This window comes from Streptomyces antioxidans, from assembly GCF_000968685.2.
Taxonomy (GTDB): Bacteria; Actinomycetota; Actinomycetes; order Streptomycetales; family Streptomycetaceae; genus Streptomyces; species Streptomyces antioxidans.
Window position 1 is genome coordinate 44,533 of sequence record NZ_LAKD02000043.1, and the last position, 22,356, is coordinate 66,888.

Genomic DNA, 22,356 nt, shown 5'->3' on the forward strand with positions numbered 1-22,356 from the left:
CCGTCCCTATCCGGACGGCACTCCATCCGGACGGCGCCCTCGTATCCGCGGCCTTTCCGGCCGTTTCCCCTTTCCGGCCCGGTGCTATCTCGGCTTCTCGGTCGCCGTGCCGTTCACCGTTCCGGTGGCACGCGTCGGGCGCTCCAGGATGCCCCGGGCATCGGGCGGTGCCGGATCCGGCGCGCTGGTGGTGTGCTGTGGGGGCGTGGGCTCGGCGGAGCCGTTCGCGGCGGCGCCGTTCGGATGCGTCGAGCCGTTGATCTTCTCAATCGCCTGCCGGGCCTGTTCGCCGGGGGAGCGGGCGGCCAGCGGGGGCGAGGTGTGGGGCGCGGTGGGCACGGGCTGGTTGCGCTCCCGCTCCGGCGTGGCATGGATGCCGATGGTCTGGGCCGTCCCGTGGCGCAGCCGATGGCTCACCGCCTCGTCGAGGCTCACCGGCTGCTGGGTCTGGGCCGCCAGTCGGCCGGCCTCCTGGCCCAGGGCGGCGACCACGTCCCAGGGCAGATGGAGCACCAGGCGCACTTCGGCGTCGCCATCCGGCAGCGCCTGGATGGGAGGGTTGAACCGGTCATTCATGGAACGGGGCCTCCGGTCTCGGTATCGGCCTGTACGGGCGGCGCGCGTCCCGAGGGGTAGGACGCGCACGGCGTCCCGAAGGGCAGGACGCACACAGAGCCATACGGAGAACCGGCTCCGCGCGTTCACCTGACCGCCGAAGGGCTGTCAGTTCTTGCTGAGCAAGATCGTCACCGTCGCCAGGATCGCCGCAAGCACCAGCAGCGCGATGCCGTAGATCAGCCGCTGCGACCGCAGGACCGGGAGGAACGCGTCGAGGGAGATCCGTCCGGCGCCGGTCAGTGCGAGCCCGGCCGCGCCGACGCCCAGGAGTAGCGGAAACTCGAAGCCGCCGAAATAGCCGAGCGCCGTGGAGGCGGCCACCGCGTTGGCCATCGTGCCCGCGACGGCCGCACCGGCGAGCGGGGTGAGCAGCCCCACGGCGAGGCCCAGCCCGCCGAAGGTCTCGGCGATCCCGGCGATCACCGCCATGGCCTTGGGTGCCGGATAGCCGAACTGCCCGAACAGCACCGCCGTCTTGTCGATGCCCAGGCCGCCCCACCAGCCGAAGAGATGCTGTGCGCCGCGCGCGGCGACGACCAGCCCGACGCCGAGCCGGATGACCAGCAGCCCGACGTCATGGGCGCGCAGCACATGCGCCGCGGACCTGGGCGAGCGCGGGGCGGGTGCGGAGGCGTGACCCGGGGCGTTCTCCGGACCGTTCTCGTAGGGGGGATATGACATGGCGCCCTCGTCTGGTCGGGCTCGGCGCGGATCACCGAGCCGATATCCGATTTGCACCTTAAGTACTCTTTATTCCACCGGAGTGTGGGGTTCAATCCGGACGCCCGTCGGCGGCGGAGCGGCCTCCGCGGGAGCCATCGGCCCGTATCCGGGTCAGCGGCGCGAAGGCCAGGAGCGCGGCCCCGGCCAGGCAGCAGCCCCCGGCCGCCATCAGGGCCGTGTGGGCCGCCGTCAGGGCCGCGTCGGCGGCGGTGCCGCCTTCCGCCCCGGCGGCGGGTCCTGACAGGGCCACCCCCAGCCCCGCCGCGGTGGTGATGACCGTCTTGGTCACCCCCGACGCCTCCCCGGCGCGCTCGGGCCGCACCACCGCCTGGGTGGCGATGAGCGTCAGGGCGCCCGCGATCCCGAGCGCGGCCCCGCACCCCGTGGTGGCCAGGAGGAAGACCGGCAGGGTCGTCGCCGCGGCGGCGGCGCCGAGTGAGGCCGCCCCGAGGGCCAGGGCCCCGGCCATCACCCGCACCGCGTCCGCCGTGCGGATCCGCCCCGCCACCGGCCCGGCCAGTGCCATCGCCGCGGCCGGGGCGAGGAAGGCCGCGCCCGAGCCGGCGGCGGACAGCCCCCACGGCCCCTGGAGCGCCAGCGGCACGGTGAACAGGACGACCACGGTCGCGGCATTGGCCGCCGCCCCGGCCACCGTGAGGGCCACAAAGGGCCGGTTGCCGAACAGGGCCAGGTCCACCAGCGGATGCGCCACCGCCCGCTCATGCCGTACGAAGACGGACCCGAGCGCGACGGCAGCCGCCAGCGCCGCCGCCGAGCGCCCCGACGCCCACCCCCACAGCGGCCCCCGGTCGACCAGGACCGCCAGTGCGGCCAGCGCGCCGGTGGCCGTGACCAGCCCCGCCCCATCCAGAGACGGCGGCGCGGTGGTGTCCCGCGACTCCCCGGCCCGTGCCGCCCACACCCCGGCGACCAGCGCCACCGGTACGTTCAGCCAGAACACCGCGCGCCAGGACGCCGCCTCGGTGAGGACCCCGCCCGCGTACGGCCCGCAAACGGTGGCCACGCCCCCGATGCCCAGCGCCCGCCCCGTCACCCGCGCCCGCGAGCCGGGCGGGCAGGCGTTGGTCAGCAGGGCGAGCCCGACCGGCATGACCACCGCCCCGCCCGCGCCCTGCGCCACCCGCGCCGCCACCAGCACCGGAAGCGACGGGGCCAGCGCACACACCAGCGACGAGCCGCCGAACACCGCCAGGCCCGCCATCAGCGACCGGCGGCGGCCGTACAGATCGCCGAGCCGCCCCGCGCCCGCCATCAGCGAACCCGCCGCGAGCAGATACCCGCTCACCACCCACCGGAGGCCGTCCCCCGCCACCCCCAGATCGCGCCCGATCCCGGGCAGGGCCATGTTCAGCGCGAAGGCGTCCAGCTGGACGCAGAACACGGTCGCGGCCACCGCCGCCAGCGCCCAGCGCCACGCGGAGCCACCACTCGCCGTCGTCATCACTCACTCCTCGGCACCCCGAAAGGACAGGTCGGATACCGGGGCTGAAGAGTGAGACGAGTGGGAATCGCAAACGGCGACACGGCCGGGAAACGACGGTACGGCCCGGGAAACGGCGATCGGTCAGCGGCGGGGCGGCAGCCGGTGCAGCTCCACATCCATCAGCCGCCCGGCCTCGATCGCGGCCGTCATGAACGTACAGTACGGCTGCCGCCGACGATCGGTGGGGGAGCCGGGGTTGAGCAGCCGCAGCCGCCCCCCGGCCGTGGTGTCCCACGGGATGTGGCTATGGCCGAACACCAGCACATCGAGGTCGGGGAACCGCTCGGCACACCGCCGCTCCCGCCCCTTCGACTGGCCGGTCTCGTGCACCACCCCCAGCCGCACCCCCGCCAGCTCGGTCCGGGCCACCTCGGGCAGCCGCGCCCGCAGCCCGGGCCCGTCGTTGTTGCCGTACACCCCGATCAGCCGCCGCGAGCGCTCCTGGAGCAGATCGAGGGTGGCGAGGTCGACCCAGTCGCCCGCGTGGATCACCACATCGGCGTCCGGCAGCCGCTCCAGCAGCTCCCCGGGAAGCGCCTTGGCGCGCCGGGGGAGATGGGTGTCGGACATCAGCAGAAGGCGCACACCGACGACCGTACCGCCGCGCATCCCTTGACGAGGGCGTCGACGGGAGAAATAGTGTGCCAAGCGGCTCGATCGGGAGGCTTCCAGGGGGCAGAGGTGGCAGCGCGGACGGCGAAGGAGACGGCGGGGGAGCGCTATCCACGGCCGGTGGTCACGGCGGCGGAGGCGGAGTGGATCTGGCGCCAGCTCTCGGTGCGGGCGATGGAGGACGGCGCGAAGCCGGAGACCGTGCGGCTCGCCGTGGTGGTGGGCCTGGCGCGGGCCAGCGGCGCGCGGTACGGCGGACTGCTGCGCTGCACCCTGTCGGCGCTGGACCTGGACTCCGGATCGGTGACCATCGAGCACGGCAAACACCGCGTCCCGCGCCGGCACGGCCTGGACCGTGGCACCGTGCTGGTGCTGCGCCGCTGGCTGCGGGTGCGGCAGGAGCTCTGCGCGGAACTCGAGGGGTCGGTGCCGGACGCGCTGCTGCTGACGGTGCACCACACCCATGACAACGGGGTCACCGTGGTCGCCGGGCTGCCGATCACCCGGCAGGGTCTGGTGCTCTCCTGGCGCCGGTTCGTCCACCGGACGAACGCCAGGTACGCCGGTCGGCGTCCTCCGCTGCCCACCCGCTTCGAGCAGGTCCGCCGCGTCTGGGACACCTGAGGGCGATGCGGTGGAGGGGCGGGGCGTCGAGGCCGCCCCGCCCCCACCGGCCCGGCTAGGCCGCCGGTGCCACGGCCGCCGCGGTGACGGTGAACCGGGCCTGTGCGACGGCGCCGTTCACGCTCACCGCGAGGGTGGCCGCGCCCGGGCGCAGCGCGGTCAGCCTGCCGGTCGCCGGGTCGTACGCCGCCACATCGCGGCGCCCGGCGCCGTCCGGATCGCCGATGTGGAGGTTGGGCGAGCCGGTCCAGTCCGCGCTGAGCGGGAAGCCGACCGGCACCCTGCGGGCGGCGTCACCCTCGCCCTGGAGGACGGTCGCGGTCACCTCGGCGTCCTGCCCGGGGTGCGGTTCGGCCGGGGCGGTGACCGCCAGCCCGTCCACATGGGCGCGGGCCTGCACCGAGACCCAGTCCGGGCCGCCCCTCCACGGTGTCTGGCGCGCGGCGGCCTGGTCCCGTGCCGATACACGGTCCACGCCGACCATCGACCAGCCGGTGAAGCCGCCCTGGCCGGGCGGGGTGGCGGGGTTCTTGCCCGAGTTGCCGTTGATCAGATAGGGGACGCCGTCCACCCGGGATGCGTGGAAGGTGCCGACGTGGCCGCCGATGAGGCCCGCGCCCTTGCCCGTGGTGCGGCGGAAGTCGGCCAGCCAGTTCTCCAGCAGCGCCGCCTCCTTGCGGTCGCCGAGCTGGCTGCCCTGCTGCGGGGTGGGGTCACGGGGCGGCACATGCTCGATCACCATGACCGAGCCGATGTCCGGGTCCTCGGCGGCGGCGTCCAGTTGGCTGCGCAACTCCTTGATCTGGTCGAAGCCACCGGCGCGCAGTCCCAGACGTGAGGTGTCCAGGGTGAGGAAGCGGGTGCCCCGGTGGTCGAAGGTGCGGTGGGCGGGCCCGAATTCGGTGGTGAAGTTGTCGATGGAGCCGCCCATCACCTCGTGGTTGCCGGGGACGTAGATCCAGGGCAGCTCCTCGCCCAGCTCCTCCTTGAGCACGGTGCGGGCGAAGGAGAGATCGGCGGGGGAGCCCTCGTCCACCAAGTCCCCGTTGATCACCAGGAAGTCGGGCCCGGCCGCCTTGATCTCGCGGAGGGTGCGGCGGGCCTGGGCGACGATCGGGCTGTCCGGATCGCGGGCCACGAACTGTGCGTCGGACATCACCGCGAACCGCCAGTCGCGTCCCCGCGTCTTGGCGGCGGTGGAGATCAGCGGATCGGGGCGGACGTTCTCCGTGGGCAGTTCGACGGAGGGCGGCACCCGTACGGTGAGGTCGTCGATGACCACGCCGCCGGTGTACTGGCGGGTGGCGGAGGTCTCGGCGAGGTAGAAGCGGTTGACCTTCAGCGGATGGGCGACCCCGGCCGGTACGTCGAAGTCGACATGCCGCCATCCGGTCCAGGTCACATAGGGTCCGCGCAGCAACTGGTCCGAGCCCGCCGCGTCCTTGAGGTGCAGGGTGGGCCAGGCCCCCTTGCCGTCGCCCTTGATCCAGAGGCCGAAGGACTGTGGCTGCCCGTCCACCTCGATCTGCTGGGGCGGGGTGACGTAGGCGGCGCGGGTGGCCGTGGACTGGGTGAAGTCGTAGTCCAGCGTGAGTCCGGTGCCGGTGTGGCCGTCGGGTGTGGGCCCGGCGGAACCGGAGGCGCGGGCCTGGCTGAAGGTCCAGCGGTCGGCGTCGTCGAAGGACGCCTCGGGCCGCTCGGTCAGGCCGACGGTGACCGCGAGCACCGTAGTGGTGGCGCCGACGGCGACCTTGACCTGCCCCGCGGCCTGACCGTGGCGCGCCGTGACGGTGAAGGTGCCGGTCCGGGGGTCCGGGGCGATGTCGAAGAGCGCGTGGTCGTAGGAGAGCCGGACGTCGGAGGGTTCGATGGGGGCGCTGGTGCCGTGCGCGTCCTGGCCGACGATGCCGAACCGGCCCGTGGCCTCGGCGTCGGCCAGGCCCACCAGCCGGCTGGTCGGCCGGATCCGGTCCAGCCGGTCCAGGACGGTGAGGCCGAGGTCGCCGTGGGCGGCGCCGTGCCGGGCGGTGACGGTGGTGTCGCCGCCGTGGCGGGCGGCGAAGGTGCCGTCGGCGTTGACCCGGCCGGTGTGGGGATCGTCCGTCCGCCACTGCGGCGCACCCTCGGCGGGGCCGTACGTCTCGTCGTAACCGGCGGCGGTGAGGCGGCGGGTGAGCCCGGGGAAGACCCGCTCGGGGTGGCCGCCCCGGACCGGGTCGGCGGTGGGCGCGGAGGCGCGGTCCATCGTGGTGTCCACCCAGAAGCCCTTGAGGTGGCCGCTGCCGTCGGGGGTGGTGAGGGCCAGGCCGTTGGGGACGGTGCGCTCGGCCCCGTCGGACGGGCTGTTCTCCACCTGGGGGGTGTCGCTGCCGGGTTCGCGGGCGACGAGCGTGGAGGAGCCGCCGCCGTCGAGGTTGAGCGCGCTGTACGCGCCCGCGTCCTTCATCATCAGGCCCAGTTCGGTGAGGGTGACGCCGCCACTGTCGGCCTGCCGCCCGTCCACGCTGAGGATCCGCATGGTGCGGCCGTCGCGGGAGAAGCCGACCGCGGTGCGCGGTGCCGTGGCGTTGTTGCCCTCGCCCTCGTGGCCGACCGGCTTGCCGTCCACGACCAGCAGCTCCCGGCCGCTGACGGCGGTGCGCGGCAGCTCGCCGCCGTCGGTGCGGGGCCGGTACTCCATCGACACCGCGTCGCCGACGGCCAGTTCGGACAGGGTGTCGGCCCCGGCGTCGCGGCCGACCAGCACGGTGGCGCCGGCCGGGATCGGGCCCTTGCCGGGCGCCGCGGCCGCCTGGGTGACCTTGCCGTCCACGACCGTGACCTCGGCGGTGCGCCGTGCGCCGTCCACGGTCTGGGCGCGGTCGGCCTCGCCCCACTGGGCGGTGTACGCGCCGATCCCGGTGTCCGGGACGTTGGCGGCGTTGAGCGCCGCGAGCGGGTGGGGGCCGTCGGGGAGGGTCAGGGTGCCGTCGAAGTAGAGCTGGAGGACGCGGCCCGCGTCGGCCGGGCCGATGCCGACGGCCCGTGCGGGCCCGGCCGCGGAGGCGGAGTTGACGAGGCGTCCTCCGCCGATGCCGTTGCCCTCGGGGGCGCCGGTCTGGTTGATGTCGAAGAAGTCACCGTTGATCGCCGCGACGGTGCGGCGGCCCGGCCCGGGGTCGTGTTCGGCGGCCAGTTGGGAGACGGTCCGGCGCTCGGCGACCTTGTCGGGGTGGAGATAGTCGACCTTGGTGCCCCCGGCCAGGTCCACCGACAGCGTGTCGACCCGCAGCCATTTGTCCGACTCCAGCCGGTCGTACGAGGTCAGTCGCACCCCCGGGGCGACCGGCCGGGAGGAGCGGGCGGTCTGCACCCCGTCGCCGTCGGCCACGGACCGGGTGCCGGTCGTACCGCTGGCGGGCGGCGGCGCGACAGGGCGCAGCATCTCCGAGTGCGACCTGGGGGCGGGTTCGGGCGCCGGGGCGGGGGTGTTGTCGGCGGTGGCCTGCCCGGCGGCGCCCAGTACGAGGGCGGACACCGCGGCCAGGGCCGCCAGTGGTCTGGCGAACGCGACAGGAGGCACGGCAACTCCAGGGGGCCAGGGGACACGCGTGGTTCACACGCACAGCGCCCCAGCATCGCCCCGGAGTTGACCGGGCACCAGAAGGCGGCGGCGACGACATGGGAAACAAATGACCAAGTCCGTGCGGACGGTGATCGCTGACGCGGGGTGAGGTCAGTCTTCGGTCACACCGTCGAGATAGACCCAGGTGCCCTCGTGGCGCACGAAGCGGCTGTTCTCGTGGAGCGATCCGGTACGGCCGCCCTGGGTGTAGTGGGCGCGGAACTCGACGGTGCCGGTGGTGTGGAACGCGCTGCCCCCGGTGGTGCCCAGGATCTCCAGGCGCACCCAGCGCGGCCCCGGGTCGGGGCCCGCGCCGGGCGCCCGGGTGGTGGGGTGGCAGCTGCGCAGCAGATATGCCTCGTCCCCGACGGCGAAGGCGCTGTAGCGCGAGCGCATCAGCTGCTCGGCGGTGGCCGCGGGGGCCTGGCCGCGGTGCAGCCGTCCGCAGCAGTCGTCGTAGGCGGCGGGCAGCCCGCAGGGGCAGGTGGCCGGGGTGGCGGGGCGGGTCGGCCGCGGGCGTCGGGTACGTCGGGACATGATCCTCATTGTGGCGGGCGGGGCGGGAACCAGGTGGTGACGGGGCGGTGCGGGGTCAGCGCGGTGGCCGGGGGCGGGCCAGTTCCGCCCGTACGGAGGCGATGAGGGCGGTGTCGTCCGCGAGGTCCTCGGCGCCGAGCAGCCGCAGCAGCCGGGCCGGGGCGTCGGTGTGGGGGCCGTCCCAGGCGCGGCGCAGCTCCCCGGCCCGGGGATCGTCCAGGGAGTGGTCGCGGATGAGGCGGGCCCAGGCGGCGAGGGCGGTGGCCAGGAGCGGGGTGTCCCGTCCGGCGGCGCGCAGTTCGCGCAGCGGGGCGAGCCACCGTTCGGGGATCTTCTGGGATCCGTCCATGGCGATCTGCTGGACGCGATGGTGCATCGCGGGGTTGGCGAAGCGGTCCACCAGGCTGTCGATGTAGTCGGGGAGGTCAAGGCCCTCGGTGGGCGGCAGGCTCTGTGCGGCCTCGGCGCAGTAGGCGCGTACGGTCCGCTCGCCCCAGGGGGTGGCCAGGACGTCGGCGACGGTCTCGCATCCGTCGGCGAGGCCGAGGTAGGCGATGAGCGAGTGGGAGCCGTTGAGCAGCCGGAGCTTGGCGAGCTGGTACGGGCTCACATCGGGGACGAAGCGCACCCCCGCGGCCTCCCAGCGCGGGCGGTCGGCGGCGAAGGTGTCCTGGAGCACCCACTGGGTGAACGGTTCGCCGGTGACCGCGCCCGCGTCGTCCACGGTCAGGGCGCGGGCGGCGGTCCGCAGGTCGGTGTCGGTGGTGGCGGGGACGATGCGGTCGACGACGGTGGCGGGGAAGGCGGCCGAGCCGGCGATCCAGTCCAGCAGGCGGTCGCGGTCGTCCCATGCGGTGGCGGCGATGAACTCCCGTACCAGGCGCCGCAGTACCGCGCCGTTGTCGGCCATGTTGTCGCAGGAGACCAGCGACACCGGGGCGCCGCCGGCCCGCAGCCGGGCGCGCAGCCCCACGGCGAGCTGCCCGGCCACGCTGGCGGGCGCGGGCCGTCCCGCCAGGTCGCCCCGGACCAGCGGGTCGTCCAGGGCGAGCCCGCCGGTGGCGGCGTCGCGCCGGTAGCCCTTCTCGGTGACGGTGAGGGTGACGACGGTGACCTCGGGGGAGGCGAGGAGCGCGCCGAGCCGGGCGCCGTGGTCGGTGGCGTGCAGCACCTCGGTCACGGTGCCGACCACGCGGGTGGCCGGTCCTTCGGGGCGCCGTTCGGTGAACGAGTAGAGCCCGTCCTGTGGGCGCAGCGCGTCCACGACGGACCGGCTGCGCTGGGTGACACCGGCGATGCCCCAGCCGCCGCCGTGTGCGGCTTCGGCGGCCTCGGTGTAGAGGGCCTGGTGGGCGCGGTGGAAGGCGCCGATGCCCAGGTGGACGATCCGGGGGCGCAGCGCCCGTGGGTCGGTGCGCGGGCGGCTGTGGGTGGGGACGCGGGGCAGGGTGGCCAGTGACAGGCGGCGCGGGGAGTCGGCGGTCACCAGTCGTGCACCGACCCGTCGGTACGGCGGCTCACCGAGCTCGAGGTGACGATGACCTCGACTTCCGTGATCGTGGCCATGCGTGTGTGCTCCTCACTGGGTGGGCTCCCGGGGACCGCTGGGGGCAGTCCCCGGGCGTCCTCAGATCGTGTCCCACTCCACCGCGTCGTACGCCGCTGTCACCTGCCGCATCAGTTCCGTGTCGACCGTGTACTCCACCTCGTCGATCCGCCGCACCGGCGCGAATCCCTGCGAGTTGGTGAGGAACGCGGAGCGGTAGGAGGGGAGGTCGGCGAGGGTGACGCGGCGGTGGGCGGAGGGCAGGCGCGGGACGAGCAGGGCCATGGTGATGCCGAGCAGCGAGGGGGCGTCCGGCCAGACCACGGACGAGCCGTCCCAGAAGGCGATATTGGTGATGGCGCCCTCGGCCACCACGCCCTGTGGGTCGGCCAGCAGGGCCTCGTCGTGTCCGGCGCGGTATGCGGCGGTGAGGTAGTGGTTCTGCCCGAAGCCGCCCAGGTGCTTGATGTGGGGGACTTCGCGGACGTAGGGGACCGACATCACGGACTTCGGCTCTGTGGCCATCGTCTGCGGGGGACCCACCGTGACCATCAGGGTGGCCCGCTCGTCGCCGTCGGGCCAGTAGACGTACACCCGGAGCGAGGCGTCGCGGATCCCGGCGGCCTCCAGGGCGTGCCGGATGTCCGCCCGTACGCGCGCGTCGTCGAGGTCGCCGTCGAACAGTTCCCGGGTCGCCGAGCGCAGCCGGTCGAGGTGGAGGCCGAGGCCGCGCACCCGGGCGTCCCTGATCTGCATGGCGGTGAAGTGTCCGTAGCTGGTGAGCGCGGGCAGCCGCAGGGTGTCCGCGGTGGCGGGCGATCCGTTGATCTCGATATGGGTCATTTCGCCGCGTCCCCGGTCTCCCCGCGGTGGGTCAGCACATTGACCACCCGGCCGTTGGGGTCGCGGACGAAGAAGCGGCGGACGCCCCACTCCTCGTCCCGCAGGGGGTGCACGATCTCGGCGCCGCTGTCGCGCAGTGCCGCGTGGGCCGCGTCCACGTCGTCCACCTCGACGCTCACATCGGGGACCACCGGTCCGGTCTCGTCGTGGGTCAGCACGCTGATCTGGGCCGTGGGGTTGGTGTCGGAGGCGAGCGTCATGATCCAGCCCTGGTTCATCACCTCCTCGAAGCCCAGGAGGCCGTAGAACTCGCGGTTTTCTCGCATTGCTTCGGATTGGATGTTGGGTACGACGCGGCGCACGGTCATAGTGGGTTCCCCCGTGGTTCAGCTGGTGCTGTTGTTGCCGATTACAGTGTCAAGATACTCGGAGATCGCGTCCCGGTTGTGGGTCAGGCAGTCGATGCGCCGGGTCATGCGGTCCCGCTCGTTCTCCAGCGTGGCGATCATCTCCGGTGTGGCGTCGGAGAAGTGGATGAGCCGGGGCTTGTCGAGGCACGGCAGGATCTGCTTGATGATGCGGGTGGGGAGCCCGGCGTCGAGCAGGCCCCTGATCTGCAGCACCCGGTCCACGAGCCGTTCGTCGTACGAGCGGTAGCCGTTCGCGCAGCGGTCGGGCAGGATCAGCCCCTGCTCCTCGTAGTAGCGCAGCAGCCGGCGCGGTGTGCCGGTGCGCTCCGACAGCTCCCCTATGCGCATATGCGGGCCCCCTGCCTTCACATCTCTGTGAGGGATGCAGCGTAACGTCGGGGCGGGCCGCTCGCGAGGGGCGGGAGGCGCCGGGAAAAGTGCCAGGTGATTGAACGCGGACCTCCGGCGCGCCGTACGGATAGCGACGGGCCAGGCCACCCGAGCCGGACCCGCCGTGCCACCACCGGGCCTCGCAGGGAAGGACCTTCGGGTTGTCGCGCCAATCGAGCTCTCGTCAGCGGTCGGAAACGGACAAGGGAACCACGGAGGGGGGCCCGACGGAGGGCCCGTCACCGGAGGGTCCACCTGAGCGCACGCCGGATGCCCCGGCCCAGACGGCGGACACCGCCCGGGCGGCGGATACTGCCGTGGACGCGGACACCGCCCAGGACGCGGACACCGCCACCGTGACCGGTCCGTTGGCCGGTGCCGCCCCCGGCGCGGGCCCCGCCCGCAAGGGATGGCGGGCCAAGTACCCCGTCGTGGCACGGGCGGTGGCGTGGACGGTCACGGGGCTGTCCCTCGCCCTCGTGTTCACCGCCCTCCTCCTGCCGACCAAACTCACCCTCGTCGAACCCAGCGCCTTTGTGCGCATCCCGGTGGAGGGGATCTTCGGCGCCACGCTGCTGCTGATGCTGCCGAGGGTGGCGCGGCGGGTGGTGGCGGTGGTCTCCGGGGCGGCCCTCGGGGCGCTGACCATCCTGAACCTCCTCGACATCGGCTTCAACGAGTTCCTCGGCCGTGGGTTCAACGTGGTGCTCGACTGGATACTGCTGGACGACGCCGAGTCGTACCTCAAGGACTCGGTCGGCGGGACGGCCGCCGCCATCGCCGTGATCGGTGCCGTGGTGCTCGCCGTCGCCGTGCTCGTGCTGATGGCGCTCGCCGTTCTGCGGGTCAGCAACGTCATGGCGCGGAACACGGCCGTGGCCACCCGTACCACCCTGGTGCTCGGCACCGTCTGGGTGATGTGCGCGGCGCTCGGGGTGCAGGTGGCCGGGGCGCCGTTCGCGTCCAGGAGCACCACGGCGCTGCTCCAGGACCGGGCGGAGCGGGTGCGCAAGACCCTGAAGGACGAGCGGGAGTTCGCCAAGGTGGCCGCCGTGGACACCTATGGCGGCACCCCGGGCGACCAGCTGCTGACCGGGTTGCGCGGCAAGGACATGATGATCACCTTCATCGAGAGCTACGGCCGCTCGGCCATCGAGGACCCGGCGATCGCGCCCGGTGTGGACAAGACGCTCAGGGACGCCACCAAGCGGCTGGGCAGGGCCGGGTTCGCCGCCAAGAGCGGCTGGCTCACCTCGGCCACCTACGGCGGCAGCAGCTGGCTGGGCCACTCGACGTTCCTCACCGGGCTGTGGATCGACAACCAGAACCGCTATCGCACCGTCACCGCGGGCGACCACATGTCCATCACCCGGGCCTTCCAGCGCACCGGTGCCTGGCGGACCGTCGGCATCATGCCGGGGGTCACCAAGGGCTGGCCGGAGGGCAAGTTCTACGGGCTCGACCACGTCTACGACTCCCGCGACCTCGGCTACAAGGGCCCCAAGTTCAGCTGGTCGACCATGCCCGACCAGTACGCCCTGAAGGCGTTCCAGCGCCTGGAGCACGGCAAGAAGCATGACAAGCCACTGATGTCGGAGATCATCCTGACCTCCAGCCACCAGCCGTGGGCGCCCATCCCCAAGACGGTCCCCTGGAGCCAGGTCGGCGACGGCTCGGTCTACAAGGCCGTCCAGAAGGCGGGCAAGAAGCCCGCGGACGTGTTCACCGATTCCACGAAGGTGAAGACCGAGTACGGGAAGTCCATCCAGTACTCGGTCAACAGCCTCATCGACTATGTGCTGAAGTACGGCGACAAGAACACCGTGCTGGTCTTCCTGGGCGACCACCAGCCCCTCGCCCGGGTCAGCGGTGACAACGCCAGCCGGGACGTGCCGGTGGCGATCGTCGCGCACGACAAGGCGGTGCTGGACCGGATCTCCCACTGGGGCTGGGACGACGGTCTGATGCCGGGCGCGAAGGCCCCGGTGTGGAAGATGAGTTCCTTCCGCGACCGCTTCCTGGACGCCTACGGGCCGAACCCCGGCGGTGGCACGGCCCCCGTCTCCCCTTCGGCCCTGCCGAAGGCGCCTTCGGCGGGGCGATAGCCCGTCGACCGGCGCACCTGGCGGCGGGTTGGCGGCGGATCAGCCGTCCTCCGTCCGCTCCCGCCGCGCGTCGAGCCGTTCCCGTTGCGGCAGGACCGTGTACTTCGGGTCCTCCGCCGACCGCATCCCGGCATGGAACACCCCGAAACGGGTGCACGCGGAGGCCGCCAGCAGGGAGGCACCGCTGAGGGCCGCGGCGGGGCGGCTGCGGCGGCCGAGGAGGGCGCCGCCGAGTGCGCCCGCCACCGACAGCGCCTCGGCGGTGCGCATCAGCGTGCCCGCCCGGCCCTCGCGATAGGTCTCGGCCACCACTCCGAGCCGCCGTTCCATGGCCTTGAGCGCGGCGGTCTCCACCGCAGTGCCGAGCAGCGCCACGCCCCGCGCCGGGGCGTTCTCGGCGACCGGCGAGGCCAGCAGGGCCATGCCGCCCGCGGCCATGGCGGCCGAGCCGACGAAGAGATACGGCAGCTCGCGATAGCCGTCGTGCCATGCCGGGACGGCCGTGTCGGCGGCCAGCACCGCCGTGTACGAGGCCACCGCGGGCCCCAGCAGCGCCGCCCCCACCGTGGCCGCCCGGCCGCTGCGGGGCAGCCGTCCTACCAGGTCAGAGGCGGCGGCCGCACCGGCCGCCGGACCGTAGGCGGCCAGCAGCCAGGAGCCGACGCTCATCGGCGAGGTGGGCTTGAAGACCCGCAGCATATTGGCGAACCGCCCGGGGCGTCCGAGGTCGTGGATCAGGGCCGCGGTGGAGCCGGTCAGGGCGGCGATCGAGGACACCTTGAGCGCACGGGCCATGGCCGGACGGCCGGTCAGCTCGGCGCCCGCCGCGAGCACCGACCCGGCGCCCGCGAGCCCGCCGAGGAAGAAGTATCCCGCGATGTCCCGGGGGCGCCAGGTGGGCGGATTGAGCACCGGCCGCCCGTAGTAGGAGGTGAACTCCGCCCGGGGGACCATCGACGGCTCGCCCCTGCGGCCCTTCCCGCCCTTGCGGCCGCGCCGCCTGCCGGCCTCCATCCCCTTGCCGACCTGCGCGTCCCGGCCCGGCCTTGCGCCGCGGATGCCATCGCGGGTGACGTCCGACTCGCTCATCGGCGCCTCCTTCCGGTGGGGCGCCCGCTCGCACCGGCCTGGGCCGCGAACACGGCGGCCACCCCGCCGAGCAGGGTCAGGGCCGCGGCGCCCGCGTGCCGCCACATCGAGGGCAGGTCCCGGGTGGTGACGACCGGGTCCGGCGGCAGCCCGTACACCTCAGGCTCGTCCAGCAGCAGGAAGAAGGCGCCGTCGCCGCCGACGCCGTCCTCCGGGTCGTGTCCGTACAGCCGCGCGTCCTCGACCCCGATCCGGTGCAGCTCCTCGACCCGGGCGGCGGCGCGCTCGCGCAGCTCGTCCAGGGGGCCGAACTGGATGGACTCGGTGGGGCACGCCTTGGCGCACGCGGGTTCCTGCCCGGCGCCCAGCCGGTCGTAGCACAGGGTGCACTTATGGGCCCCGCCGTCCTCGGGCCGTACGTCGATGACCCCGTACGGACAGGCGGGCACGCAGTAGCCGCAGCCGTTGCAGACGTCGTCCTGGACCACCACGGTGCCGAACTCGGTGCGGAACAGCGCACCGGTCGGACACACGTCCAGGCACGCCGCGTGGGTGCAGTGCTTGCACACGTCCGAGGACATCAGCCACCGCAGCCCGTGCTGTCCGCCGTCGGACGGGGGCGCCGGGGAGGTGGGGGTGATCGCCGCCTCCCCGACCGGGGTCCCGGAGCCCTGTGCCGCGAGGGCCAGCACATCGACATCGCCGTGGTCGATCCCCGTCTCGGCCCGGCCCAGCGGCTTGTTCTGCTCGATGAAGGCCACATGGCGCCAGGTGGAGGCGCCCAGGCCCTGGGTGTTGTCGAAGGACATTCCGGTGAAGTCCAGCCCGTCCTCCGGGACGGCGTTCCACTCCTTGCACGCCACCTCGCACGCCTTGCAGCCGATGCACACCGAGGTGTCGGTGAAGAAGCCGACCCGGGGCGGGTGGTCCTCGTGTCCGGCGTCCCCGGCGACATCCGGTTCGGCTCCGGCGAGCAGATTGCGGCCGATCAGCGAGGAGCGCTTCGAGGTGCCGGTCATCCCCGCACCTCCGTTCCGGTCCGCGGTGTGATCCCGGCGCGCCGCCGGTAGTCCTCGAGCAGGGCCGTCAGCTGCGGGCCGCGGGGGCGGCGGCCGGGACGGATGTCGGCGCTCAGCGCCTTCACCTCCTGGATGTGGACATTCGGGTCGAGGGCGATGGCGGACAGTTCATTGGCGGCGTCCCCGCGGGTGTAGCCGTTGGGGCCCCAGTGGTACGGCAGCCCGATCTGATGCACCGTGCGGCCCCCGGCCCTGATCGGGGACATCCGCTCGGTGACCAGCACCCGGGCCTCGATCACCCCGCGTGCGCTGATCAGGGTCGCCCAGCCGGTGTGCTCCAGACGCCGCTCACCAGCGAGTTCGGGGGAGACCTCGCAGAAGAACTCCGGCTGCAGCTCGGCCAGGTACGGCGTCCAGCGGCTCATCCCGCCCGCCGTGAAGTGCTCGGTGAGCCGATAGGTGGTGATCATGTACGGGAACACCTCGCTGCCCGGCTCGCCCCCGCTGGGGTGGAAGGCGTTGTGCTCGTGGGGGATCACCTCGCGGACCGGGTTGCGCTGCTGCTCCGGATAGAGGGGGTTGCGCACCGGCGAGTCCTGCGGTTCGTAGTGCGTCGGCATCGGGCCGTCCACCAGCCCGGCCGGGGCGTACAGCCATCCCTTGCCGTCGGCCTGCATGATGAACGGATCCACTCCGCTGAGCGCGTCCGGGCCCTGGGCGTCCTCGGGCGGCCGGTAGGAGGGCGCCCGGTCGGGGATGAAGTCCGGGATGTCATGGCCGGTCCACCGCTGCCGCTCCTCGTCCCACCACACCAGCGCCTTGCGCTCGCTCCACGGCCTGCCGTGGGGGTCGGCCGAGGCGCGGTTGTAGAGGATGCGGCGGTTGGCGGGCCAGGCCCAGGCCCATTCGGCGGCGATCCAGTCCTGCTCGGTGTGCGGTGTGCGTCGGGCGGCCTGGTTGACGCCGTCGGCGTACACCCCGCAGTAGATCCAGCAGCCGCAGGAGGTGGAGCCGTCGTCTTTGAGCTGGGTGTACGCGCTGAGCGGCCCGCCCTTGGCGTCACGGCCGTTGATCTCGGCCAGGACCGCCTCGGCGCTGGGCTCGTCCAGCGGCCCCTCGGTGGGGTAGGACCAGGCCAGGTCCTGGACGGCCCGGTCCATCGGGTCGGTGGAGTCCTTCAGCCGCTCCTTGATCCGCCGCCCCAGGTGGTACATGAACCACAGATCGCTGCGCGCCTCGCCGTCCGGCTCCTTGGCGGCGAAGTGCCACTGCAGCATCCGGTTGGTGTTGGTGAAGGAGCCGGACTTCTCGGTGTGGGCGGCGGCGGGGAAGAAGAACACCTCGGTGGCGATGTCCTCGATGCGCAGCTCGCCGGTCTCGATCTCCGGGCCGTCCCTCCACCAGGTGGCGGACTCGATGAGGGAGAAGTCCCGTACCACCAGCCAGTCCAGATTCGCCATGCCGAGGCGCTGCATCTTGGTGTTGGCCGAGCCCACGGCGGGGTTCTCGCCCATCAGGAAGTATCCCTTGCAGACTCCGTCCAGCATTTCCTTCACCGTGTGGTAGGTGCTGTGGGAGCCGGTCAGCCGGGGCAGATGGCCGAAGCAGTAGTCGTTGCCGGCGTGCGCGGCGTCGCCGAAGTAGGCCTTGAGCAGGCTGACGACATAGGAGCGCATCTCGCCCCAGAAGCCCTTCTCGGTCTTTATGGCCTCGATGAAGGTGTCCAGGTCCTCATGGGCGTGGGCGTGCGGCATCGGGATGTAGCCGGGGAGCACGTTGAACAGGGTGGGGATGTCGCTGGAGCCCTGGATGCTGGCGTGGCCGCGCAGCGCCTGGATGCCGCCGCCGGGGCGGCCGATGTTGCCGAGCAGCAGCTGGAGGATGCTCGCGGTGCGGATGTACTGGGCGCCCACGGTGTGCTGGGTCCAGCCGACGGCGTACACGAACTCCGAGGTGCGGTCCGGGCCGGAGTTCTCCACCAGCGCGCGGCACACCTCCAGGAAGGTGTCCCGGGGAATCCCGCAGGTCCGCTCGACCATCTCGGGTGTGTAGCGGGAGAAGTGGCGCTTGAGGATCTGATAGACGCAGCGCGGATGGCGGAGGGTCCGGTCGGCGGGGACCCGTGCGGAGGCGGGCGCGCCGCCGGAGCCGTGGGACTCGGAGTAGGCGGCGGTCGACACGGACGCGCCGCGGGTGCGTTCCTCGTACAGCTCGTCGGGCGCGCCCTGCGGCGCCTGGACCTCGGCGCCCCGGTAAGCCCACGTGGAGATGTCGTAGTGGCCGGTCTCCGGGTCGAGACCGGAGAAGATCCCGGCCAGGTCCTCGGTGTCCTCGAACTCCTCGCCCACGAGGGTGGCCGCGTTGGTGTACTCCAGGACGTAGTCGCGGAAGTCGTGGCCGCCGGTCAGGACGTGGTTGATGATGCCGCCGAGGAAGGCGATGTCGGTACCCGCCCGGATCGGTACGTACAGATCGGCCAGCGCGCTGGTGCGGCTGAACCGCGGATCGACATGGATGACCTTCGCACCGCGCGCCTTGGCCTCCATCACCCACTGGAAGCCGACGGGATGGGCCTCGGCGAAGTTGGATCCCTCGATCACGATGCAGTCCGCGTTCTGCAGGTCCTGCAGAAAGGTGGTGGCGCCGCCGCGGCCGAAGGAGGTGCCGAGCCCGGCCACGGTCGAGGAGTGGCAGACCCGGGCCTGGTTCTCCACCTGGATCACCCCGAGCCCGGTCCACAACTTCTTGATGAGGTAGTTCTCCTCGTTGTCCAGGGTGGCGCCGCCGAGGCTGGCGATCCCCAGGCTGCGGTTGACGCCGACCCCGTCCTTCTCCCACTGCCAGCCCTCGCGGCGGGTGCGGATCACCCGTTCGACGACCATGTCCAGTGCGGTGTCCAGGTCCAGCCGCTCCCAGTCGGTGCCGTACGGGCGGCGGTAGAGCACTTCGTGGCGCCGGGACTCGCCGGTGGTCAGCTGGAGGGACGCCGAGCCCTTGGGGCACAACCGTCCGCGGCTGACCGGTGAGTCGGGGTCGCCCTCGATCTGCACCACCCGGTCGTCCTTCACATACACGTTCTGGGCGCACCCCACCGCGCAGTAGGGGCACACCGACTTGACCACCCTGTCGGCCGTGACGGTGCGGGGGCGCTGCTCACGGGTGGTGGCCGAGGTGGTGGCGGCGCCGCGGCCGAGCGGGTCGCTTCCGGTGAGCTGGCGGTAGACAGGCCAGTCCTGGATCCATGTGCGTACGCCCATCGCCGTCCCTTTCCTGCCGTTCGGCCCCGTACCGGCGCATCCGCGTGGTCGGATACGGCGCATGGGTTCCCGTCGCGATGCTTTTCACACTCCGCCCGCACCCGGATGCGCCGAATCGCCCGTCGTGGGGGTGGACGCCTGCCGCACCGGGTGGGTGGCCGTGACCCTGGACGAGGAGGGCCGCTTCGCCGGGGCGGACACCGCCGAGGCGCTGAGCGCGCTGCTCGGCCGGGTGCCGGACGCCGCCGTGGTGGCGGTCGACATGCCGCTGGGGCTGCTGGCGGAGGGCTGGCGCGAGGCCGACGCCCTGGCCACCGCGATGGTGGCACCGCACCGCTCCCGGGTCTTCTCCGTACCGCCGCGCGAGGTCTGGGAGGCGGACGGCTACGACGGCGCCAACGCGGTGTGCCGACGGCTGACCGGTCAGGGGCTGAGCCGTCAGTCGTGGGGGCTGGCGGCGAAGCTGCGCGAGGCCAACGCCTGCCGCGACGGGGGCGACCACCGGCTGTACGAGGTCCATCCCGAGGTCTCCTTCGCCGCCCTCGGCGAGGGGCGGCCGGTGTCCTGGAGCAAGAAGAGCTGGAGCGGGCAGGCCGTGCGCCGCAGGCTGCTGGCGGGCGGTGGCATCGTCCTGCCCGATGACCCCGGACCGGCCGGACGGGTGCCGCCCGACGACGTCCTGGACGCCGCGGCGGCGGCCTGGAGCGCGCGGCGCATCGCGCTCCGGGCCGCCCGGAGCCTTCCCGATCCGCCCCAGACGACGGGGGCCGGGCTGCCCGTGGCGATCTGGTACTGAACCGGTCCCCGCGCGGATGGCGGGAGGCCGCCCGGGCCGTGCCCCGGGCGGCCTCCCCTTCCCCCACCCCTCGGAGATGGACCGTGCGGACGCGGCGCGTCCGGTGTGTGGCGTCAGAGGCGGACGCCGTGGGAGCGCAGATAGGCCAACGGGTCGATGTCGGACCCGTAGCGCGGCCCGGTGCGGACCTCGAAGTGGAGATGGGGTCCGGTGGCGTTGCCGGTGCTGCCGGACCTGGCGATCCGGTCGCCCGCCCCGACCGACTGCCCGGTGCGGACCGTCAGCGCCGACAGATGCGCGTAGTGGGTGTGGAGCCCGTCGGCGTGGCGGACGATGACCTGGTAGCCGAAGGCGCCGCCCCATCCGGCCGCCACCACGGTGCCCGGGGCGGCCGCGCGTACGGAGGTGCCGACGGGCACCGCGAAGTCCACGCCGGTGTGGTGTCCGCTGGCCCACCGCGCGCCGCGGGTGCCGTACGCCCCGCTGACCGGCCCGCTGACCGGTGCCGTATGCGGGCGGGCGGCCGTCTTGCGGACCACCGTGTGGCTGGAGACCGTCGAGGCGCGGTGGCGGGGCGCCGCCTTGTGGGGCGCCGCCTTGCGCGGATGCCGGGAGCCCGCGGGCAGGGCCAGCCGCTGCCCGGGGTGGATCAGATGCGGGTTGGGGCCGACGGTCCCGCGGTTGGCGTGGTACAGCGCCTTCCAGCCACCCCTGACGGACGCACGCGTGGCGATGCGGGACAGTGTGTCGCCACGGACGACCGCGTAGGAGCCGGATCCCGCGGCGTGCCGGGTGGTGTGCTGCCGGGCCCGGGACTTCGCGGCGGACTTGGCGGACTTCTTGGGCTTGGCCGGGTGCTGGGCGCGGGGGTGGGCGTTCTGGCCCGCCACTCCGGCGGGTGGACCGGACCGGGTCAGCCGGCCGCGGACGGAGCACACCGGCCACGCGCCGGGGCCCTGTGCGCGGAGCACCGCCTCGGCCACGGTGATCTGCTGGGCCTTGGAGGCCAGATCGGCCCGCGGTGCGTAGCCGGTGCCGCCGAACGCCGCCCAGGTGTGCTGGGAGAACTGCAGTCCGCCGTAGTAGCCGTTGCCGGTGTTGATGTGCCAGTTGCCCCCGCTCTCGCACTTGGCGACCCGGTTCCAGGTGTCGACCGGGGCCGCGTGGGCGGCGCCGGTGCCGAGGAACGGCAGGACGATGCCGACACCGCCCGCGGTGAGCGCCGCGCACAGCGGCGAGACCCGGCTGGGCGATGCGGGGCGTCGGTGACTTCCTCGTACGGCCATGAGGCTGGTTCCTCTCCACAACGGCTCTCGACGTCGCCCTCCGGAGGACCCGGCGGGCAGTACGAGTACCGCAGCCAGGCCCCGCCGGTTACAAGGCGCAGGGGGCCTCATGGGCGGCCGCGCGCCGTCCGGTGCCACCCCCGGTATCGACTGACGCGCCCTCAGCTGCGCGGTGGGAGGCGCATGGAGGGCCGGGGGCGCACGGCCGGGGCCGGGGCGGGAGCGGTGGGCCGGGGGCGGGCGCGGGCGATCATCCGCGGCCGGACGTCCTCGTACGGCGGGAAATGAATCTCCGGGGCGCCGGGAGGGGCGGGCGCTATTCCGCCGGATTGGTTTGCGGGTGATCGGTGACCGGTCTCGGACGGCGGTCGGGGCGAATTGCCGCTGGCCTACGGGAAGTTGAAGCGCGGACGAGCGGCGGGCGGCTCAATACGGCGGCTGGTGCTGGCCGTCCGCGCGGCACGGGATCTTCCCCGGCGCTATTGCGTCACCGCCCGGTCAAGATCGGCCACTTGGCGGCCGGACCCGGGGAGGCGGCCGTAACCGCGCGGCACCGCGCTGGAACCGGCCGCTCCGGACCTCTCCCCGGCATCCGGGGAATGCCGGGGAGAGGAGGAGAGGAAGGGGAGAGCGGGAGACGTCGGGAGGGGCGGGAAATAGGACGGCCTTGCGGTGGGGCGGGGAAGCGGGGGACACCTGCGCGAACGTGCCGGAGGCGCCCGGCGGAGTTTCCCCGGTGCGCGGCGGGAGGCGGAAACGTATCGACGGGGCCCGCCGCCGGACCCTGGCACTCGGGGCCGGGACCGGCCGGGGGCGGACGCGGTCCCGGGCGGCGATACGGCGGGAGACGTCGACGATACGGCGGGCGGACGACACGGAGATGGCGAGGCGGCCGAGGGCATCGGACGCGGAACCCGGGCCCGACCCGTAAGCCCTCTTACCTCTGGTATGGCCCGCGGAACCGGGTCAGCCGCTCGGCACTCCTGTCAACTCATGGGCCCCAGAACGTACATGACTTGGCGTTTGCCGAATCTCCTGTCGCGCGTCGTCGCGCCGACCGCCGGTGCACCGTGGCAGTTCTCCGAAAAGGGCCGGTCGTCATGGCGGCGGGGAACTGGCGGAGAATCACACCGCCCGTGTATAGCGGGAACCGCGCGGCCGCGCATATCATTGCCTCACATCGACTTCCTCCCTTCCGGCCGCCCACCGGAGCGGCCGCGGAATAATCGCTCTTCACCCCGCCGGCCCCGGGACCCCGGGCGGCGCCGGGGGCCGTGCATTTCCCGCGGCCTCGTCCGCCGCTTCCTGGAAACGGTTCGTTTTGGGTTCAGACGACGGGAGGCGCAGCGCGCCTACGGCGCATGCCGGTGGTCACCGGCCGTACGTGGTCGGT

Annotated in this window: 17 protein-coding genes; 3 read left to right on the top strand and 14 right to left on the bottom strand. The window is 73.2% G+C overall.

What is annotated here, in order from left to right:
• Nucleotides 1-84: 84 nt before the first annotated feature.
• The 4 genes from VT50_RS17690 to VT50_RS17705 form a co-directional block, all read right to left on the bottom strand.
• Entirely contained in the window at nt 85-576 is a 492-nt protein-coding gene (locus VT50_RS17690; RefSeq protein WP_046089110.1) for a hypothetical protein, read from the bottom strand.
• Nucleotides 577-723: 147 nt separating this feature from the next.
• The gene (locus VT50_RS17695; protein ID WP_078840908.1) at nt 724-1,299 is read right to left on the bottom strand and encodes a DoxX family protein; all 576 of its coding nucleotides are present in this window, start codon (nt 1,297-1,299) and stop codon (nt 724-726) included.
• A 91-nt stretch (nt 1,300-1,390) separates the two neighbouring features.
• A complete protein-coding gene (locus tag VT50_RS17700; protein ID WP_046089111.1) occupies nt 1,391-2,803 on the bottom strand; it encodes an MFS transporter in 1,413 nt (470 codons plus the stop codon).
• A 123-nt stretch (nt 2,804-2,926) separates the two neighbouring features.
• Nucleotides 2,927-3,430 (bottom strand): metallophosphoesterase family protein, encoded by a 504-nt coding sequence (locus tag VT50_RS17705; RefSeq protein WP_046089143.1) that lies wholly within the window; start codon nt 3,428-3,430, stop codon nt 2,927-2,929.
• Between the two features lie 96 nt (nt 3,431-3,526).
• On the opposite strand from VT50_RS17705, the gene VT50_RS17710 reads away from it, so the two are divergent.
• Nucleotides 3,527-4,081: a tyrosine-type recombinase/integrase gene (locus tag VT50_RS17710; RefSeq protein ID WP_046089112.1), complete on the top strand. Its 555-nt coding sequence runs from the start codon at nt 3,527-3,529 to the stop codon at nt 4,079-4,081.
• A gap of 55 nt (nt 4,082-4,136) precedes the next feature.
• On the opposite strand, the gene VT50_RS17715 is transcribed toward VT50_RS17710, so the two are convergent.
• The 6 genes from VT50_RS17715 to VT50_RS17740 all read right to left on the bottom strand — a co-directional run bounded on the left by VT50_RS17715 (nt 4,137) and on the right by VT50_RS17740 (nt 11,369).
• Nucleotides 4,137-7,643, bottom strand: coding sequence for a phosphodiester glycosidase family protein (locus VT50_RS17715; protein WP_046089113.1), 3,507 nt, complete (start codon nt 7,641-7,643; stop codon nt 4,137-4,139).
• A 153-nt stretch (nt 7,644-7,796) separates the two neighbouring features.
• Complete coding sequence (locus VT50_RS17720) at nt 7,797-8,222, bottom strand: YchJ family protein (RefSeq protein ID WP_046089114.1); 426 nt, start codon at nt 8,220-8,222, stop codon at nt 7,797-7,799.
• 55 nt (nt 8,223-8,277) lie between these two features.
• Nucleotides 8,278-9,708, bottom strand: coding sequence for a mannitol dehydrogenase family protein (locus VT50_RS17725; protein ID WP_046089115.1), 1,431 nt, complete (start codon nt 9,706-9,708; stop codon nt 8,278-8,280).
• Nucleotides 9,709-9,849: 141 nt separating this feature from the next.
• Nucleotides 9,850-10,611, bottom strand: coding sequence for an aminotransferase class IV family protein (locus tag VT50_RS17730; protein ID WP_046089116.1), 762 nt, complete (start codon nt 10,609-10,611; stop codon nt 9,850-9,852).
• Nucleotides 10,608-10,979, bottom strand: coding sequence for a VOC family protein (locus tag VT50_RS17735; protein ID WP_046089117.1), 372 nt, complete (start codon nt 10,977-10,979; stop codon nt 10,608-10,610). The genes VT50_RS17730 and VT50_RS17735 overlap by 4 nt, the downstream gene beginning before the upstream one ends.
• 18 nt (nt 10,980-10,997) lie before the next feature.
• Nucleotides 10,998-11,369, bottom strand: coding sequence for a MerR family transcriptional regulator (locus VT50_RS17740; protein WP_046089118.1), 372 nt, complete (start codon nt 11,367-11,369; stop codon nt 10,998-11,000).
• 203 nt (nt 11,370-11,572) lie between these two features.
• Between VT50_RS17740 and VT50_RS17745 the strand changes: the two genes are divergently transcribed.
• Complete coding sequence (locus VT50_RS17745; RefSeq protein WP_046089119.1) at nt 11,573-13,516, top strand: sulfatase-like hydrolase/transferase; 1,944 nt, start codon at nt 11,573-11,575, stop codon at nt 13,514-13,516.
• Between the two features lie 39 nt (nt 13,517-13,555).
• On the opposite strand, the gene nrfD is transcribed toward VT50_RS17745, so the two are convergent.
• Genes nrfD through fdh form a run of 3 tightly spaced genes read right to left on the bottom strand, consistent with a single transcriptional unit; the run spans nt 13,556 to nt 18,881 of the window.
• Nucleotides 13,556-14,605 carry an NrfD/PsrC family molybdoenzyme membrane anchor subunit gene (gene nrfD, locus VT50_RS17750; protein ID WP_046089120.1) on the bottom strand — a complete coding sequence of 350 codons (1,050 nt, stop codon included), beginning with the start codon at nt 14,603-14,605 and terminating at the stop codon, nt 13,556-13,558.
• On the bottom strand, nt 14,602-15,624 hold the full coding sequence (locus VT50_RS17755) for a 4Fe-4S dicluster domain-containing protein (RefSeq protein ID WP_046089121.1): 1,023 nt from the start codon (nt 15,622-15,624) through the stop codon (nt 14,602-14,604). Before VT50_RS17755 ends, nrfD begins: the two co-directional genes overlap by 4 nt.
• Nucleotides 15,621-18,881 carry a formate dehydrogenase gene (fdh, locus tag VT50_RS17760; protein WP_046089122.1) on the bottom strand — a complete coding sequence of 1,087 codons (3,261 nt, stop codon included), beginning with the start codon at nt 18,879-18,881 and terminating at the stop codon, nt 15,621-15,623. The genes VT50_RS17755 and fdh overlap by 4 nt, the downstream gene beginning before the upstream one ends.
• Nucleotides 18,882-18,942: 61 nt before the next feature.
• On the opposite strand from fdh, the gene VT50_RS17765 reads away from it, so the two are divergent.
• On the top strand, nt 18,943-19,677 hold the full coding sequence (locus VT50_RS17765) for a DUF429 domain-containing protein (protein WP_046089123.1): 735 nt from the start codon (nt 18,943-18,945) through the stop codon (nt 19,675-19,677).
• 113 nt (nt 19,678-19,790) lie between these two features.
• Here VT50_RS17765 and VT50_RS17770 read toward each other — a convergent pair whose 3' ends face one another.
• Nucleotides 19,791-20,963 (bottom strand): transglycosylase family protein, encoded by a 1,173-nt coding sequence (locus tag VT50_RS17770; protein ID WP_046089124.1) that lies wholly within the window; start codon nt 20,961-20,963, stop codon nt 19,791-19,793.
• Nucleotides 20,964-22,356: the final 1,393 nt, after the last annotated feature.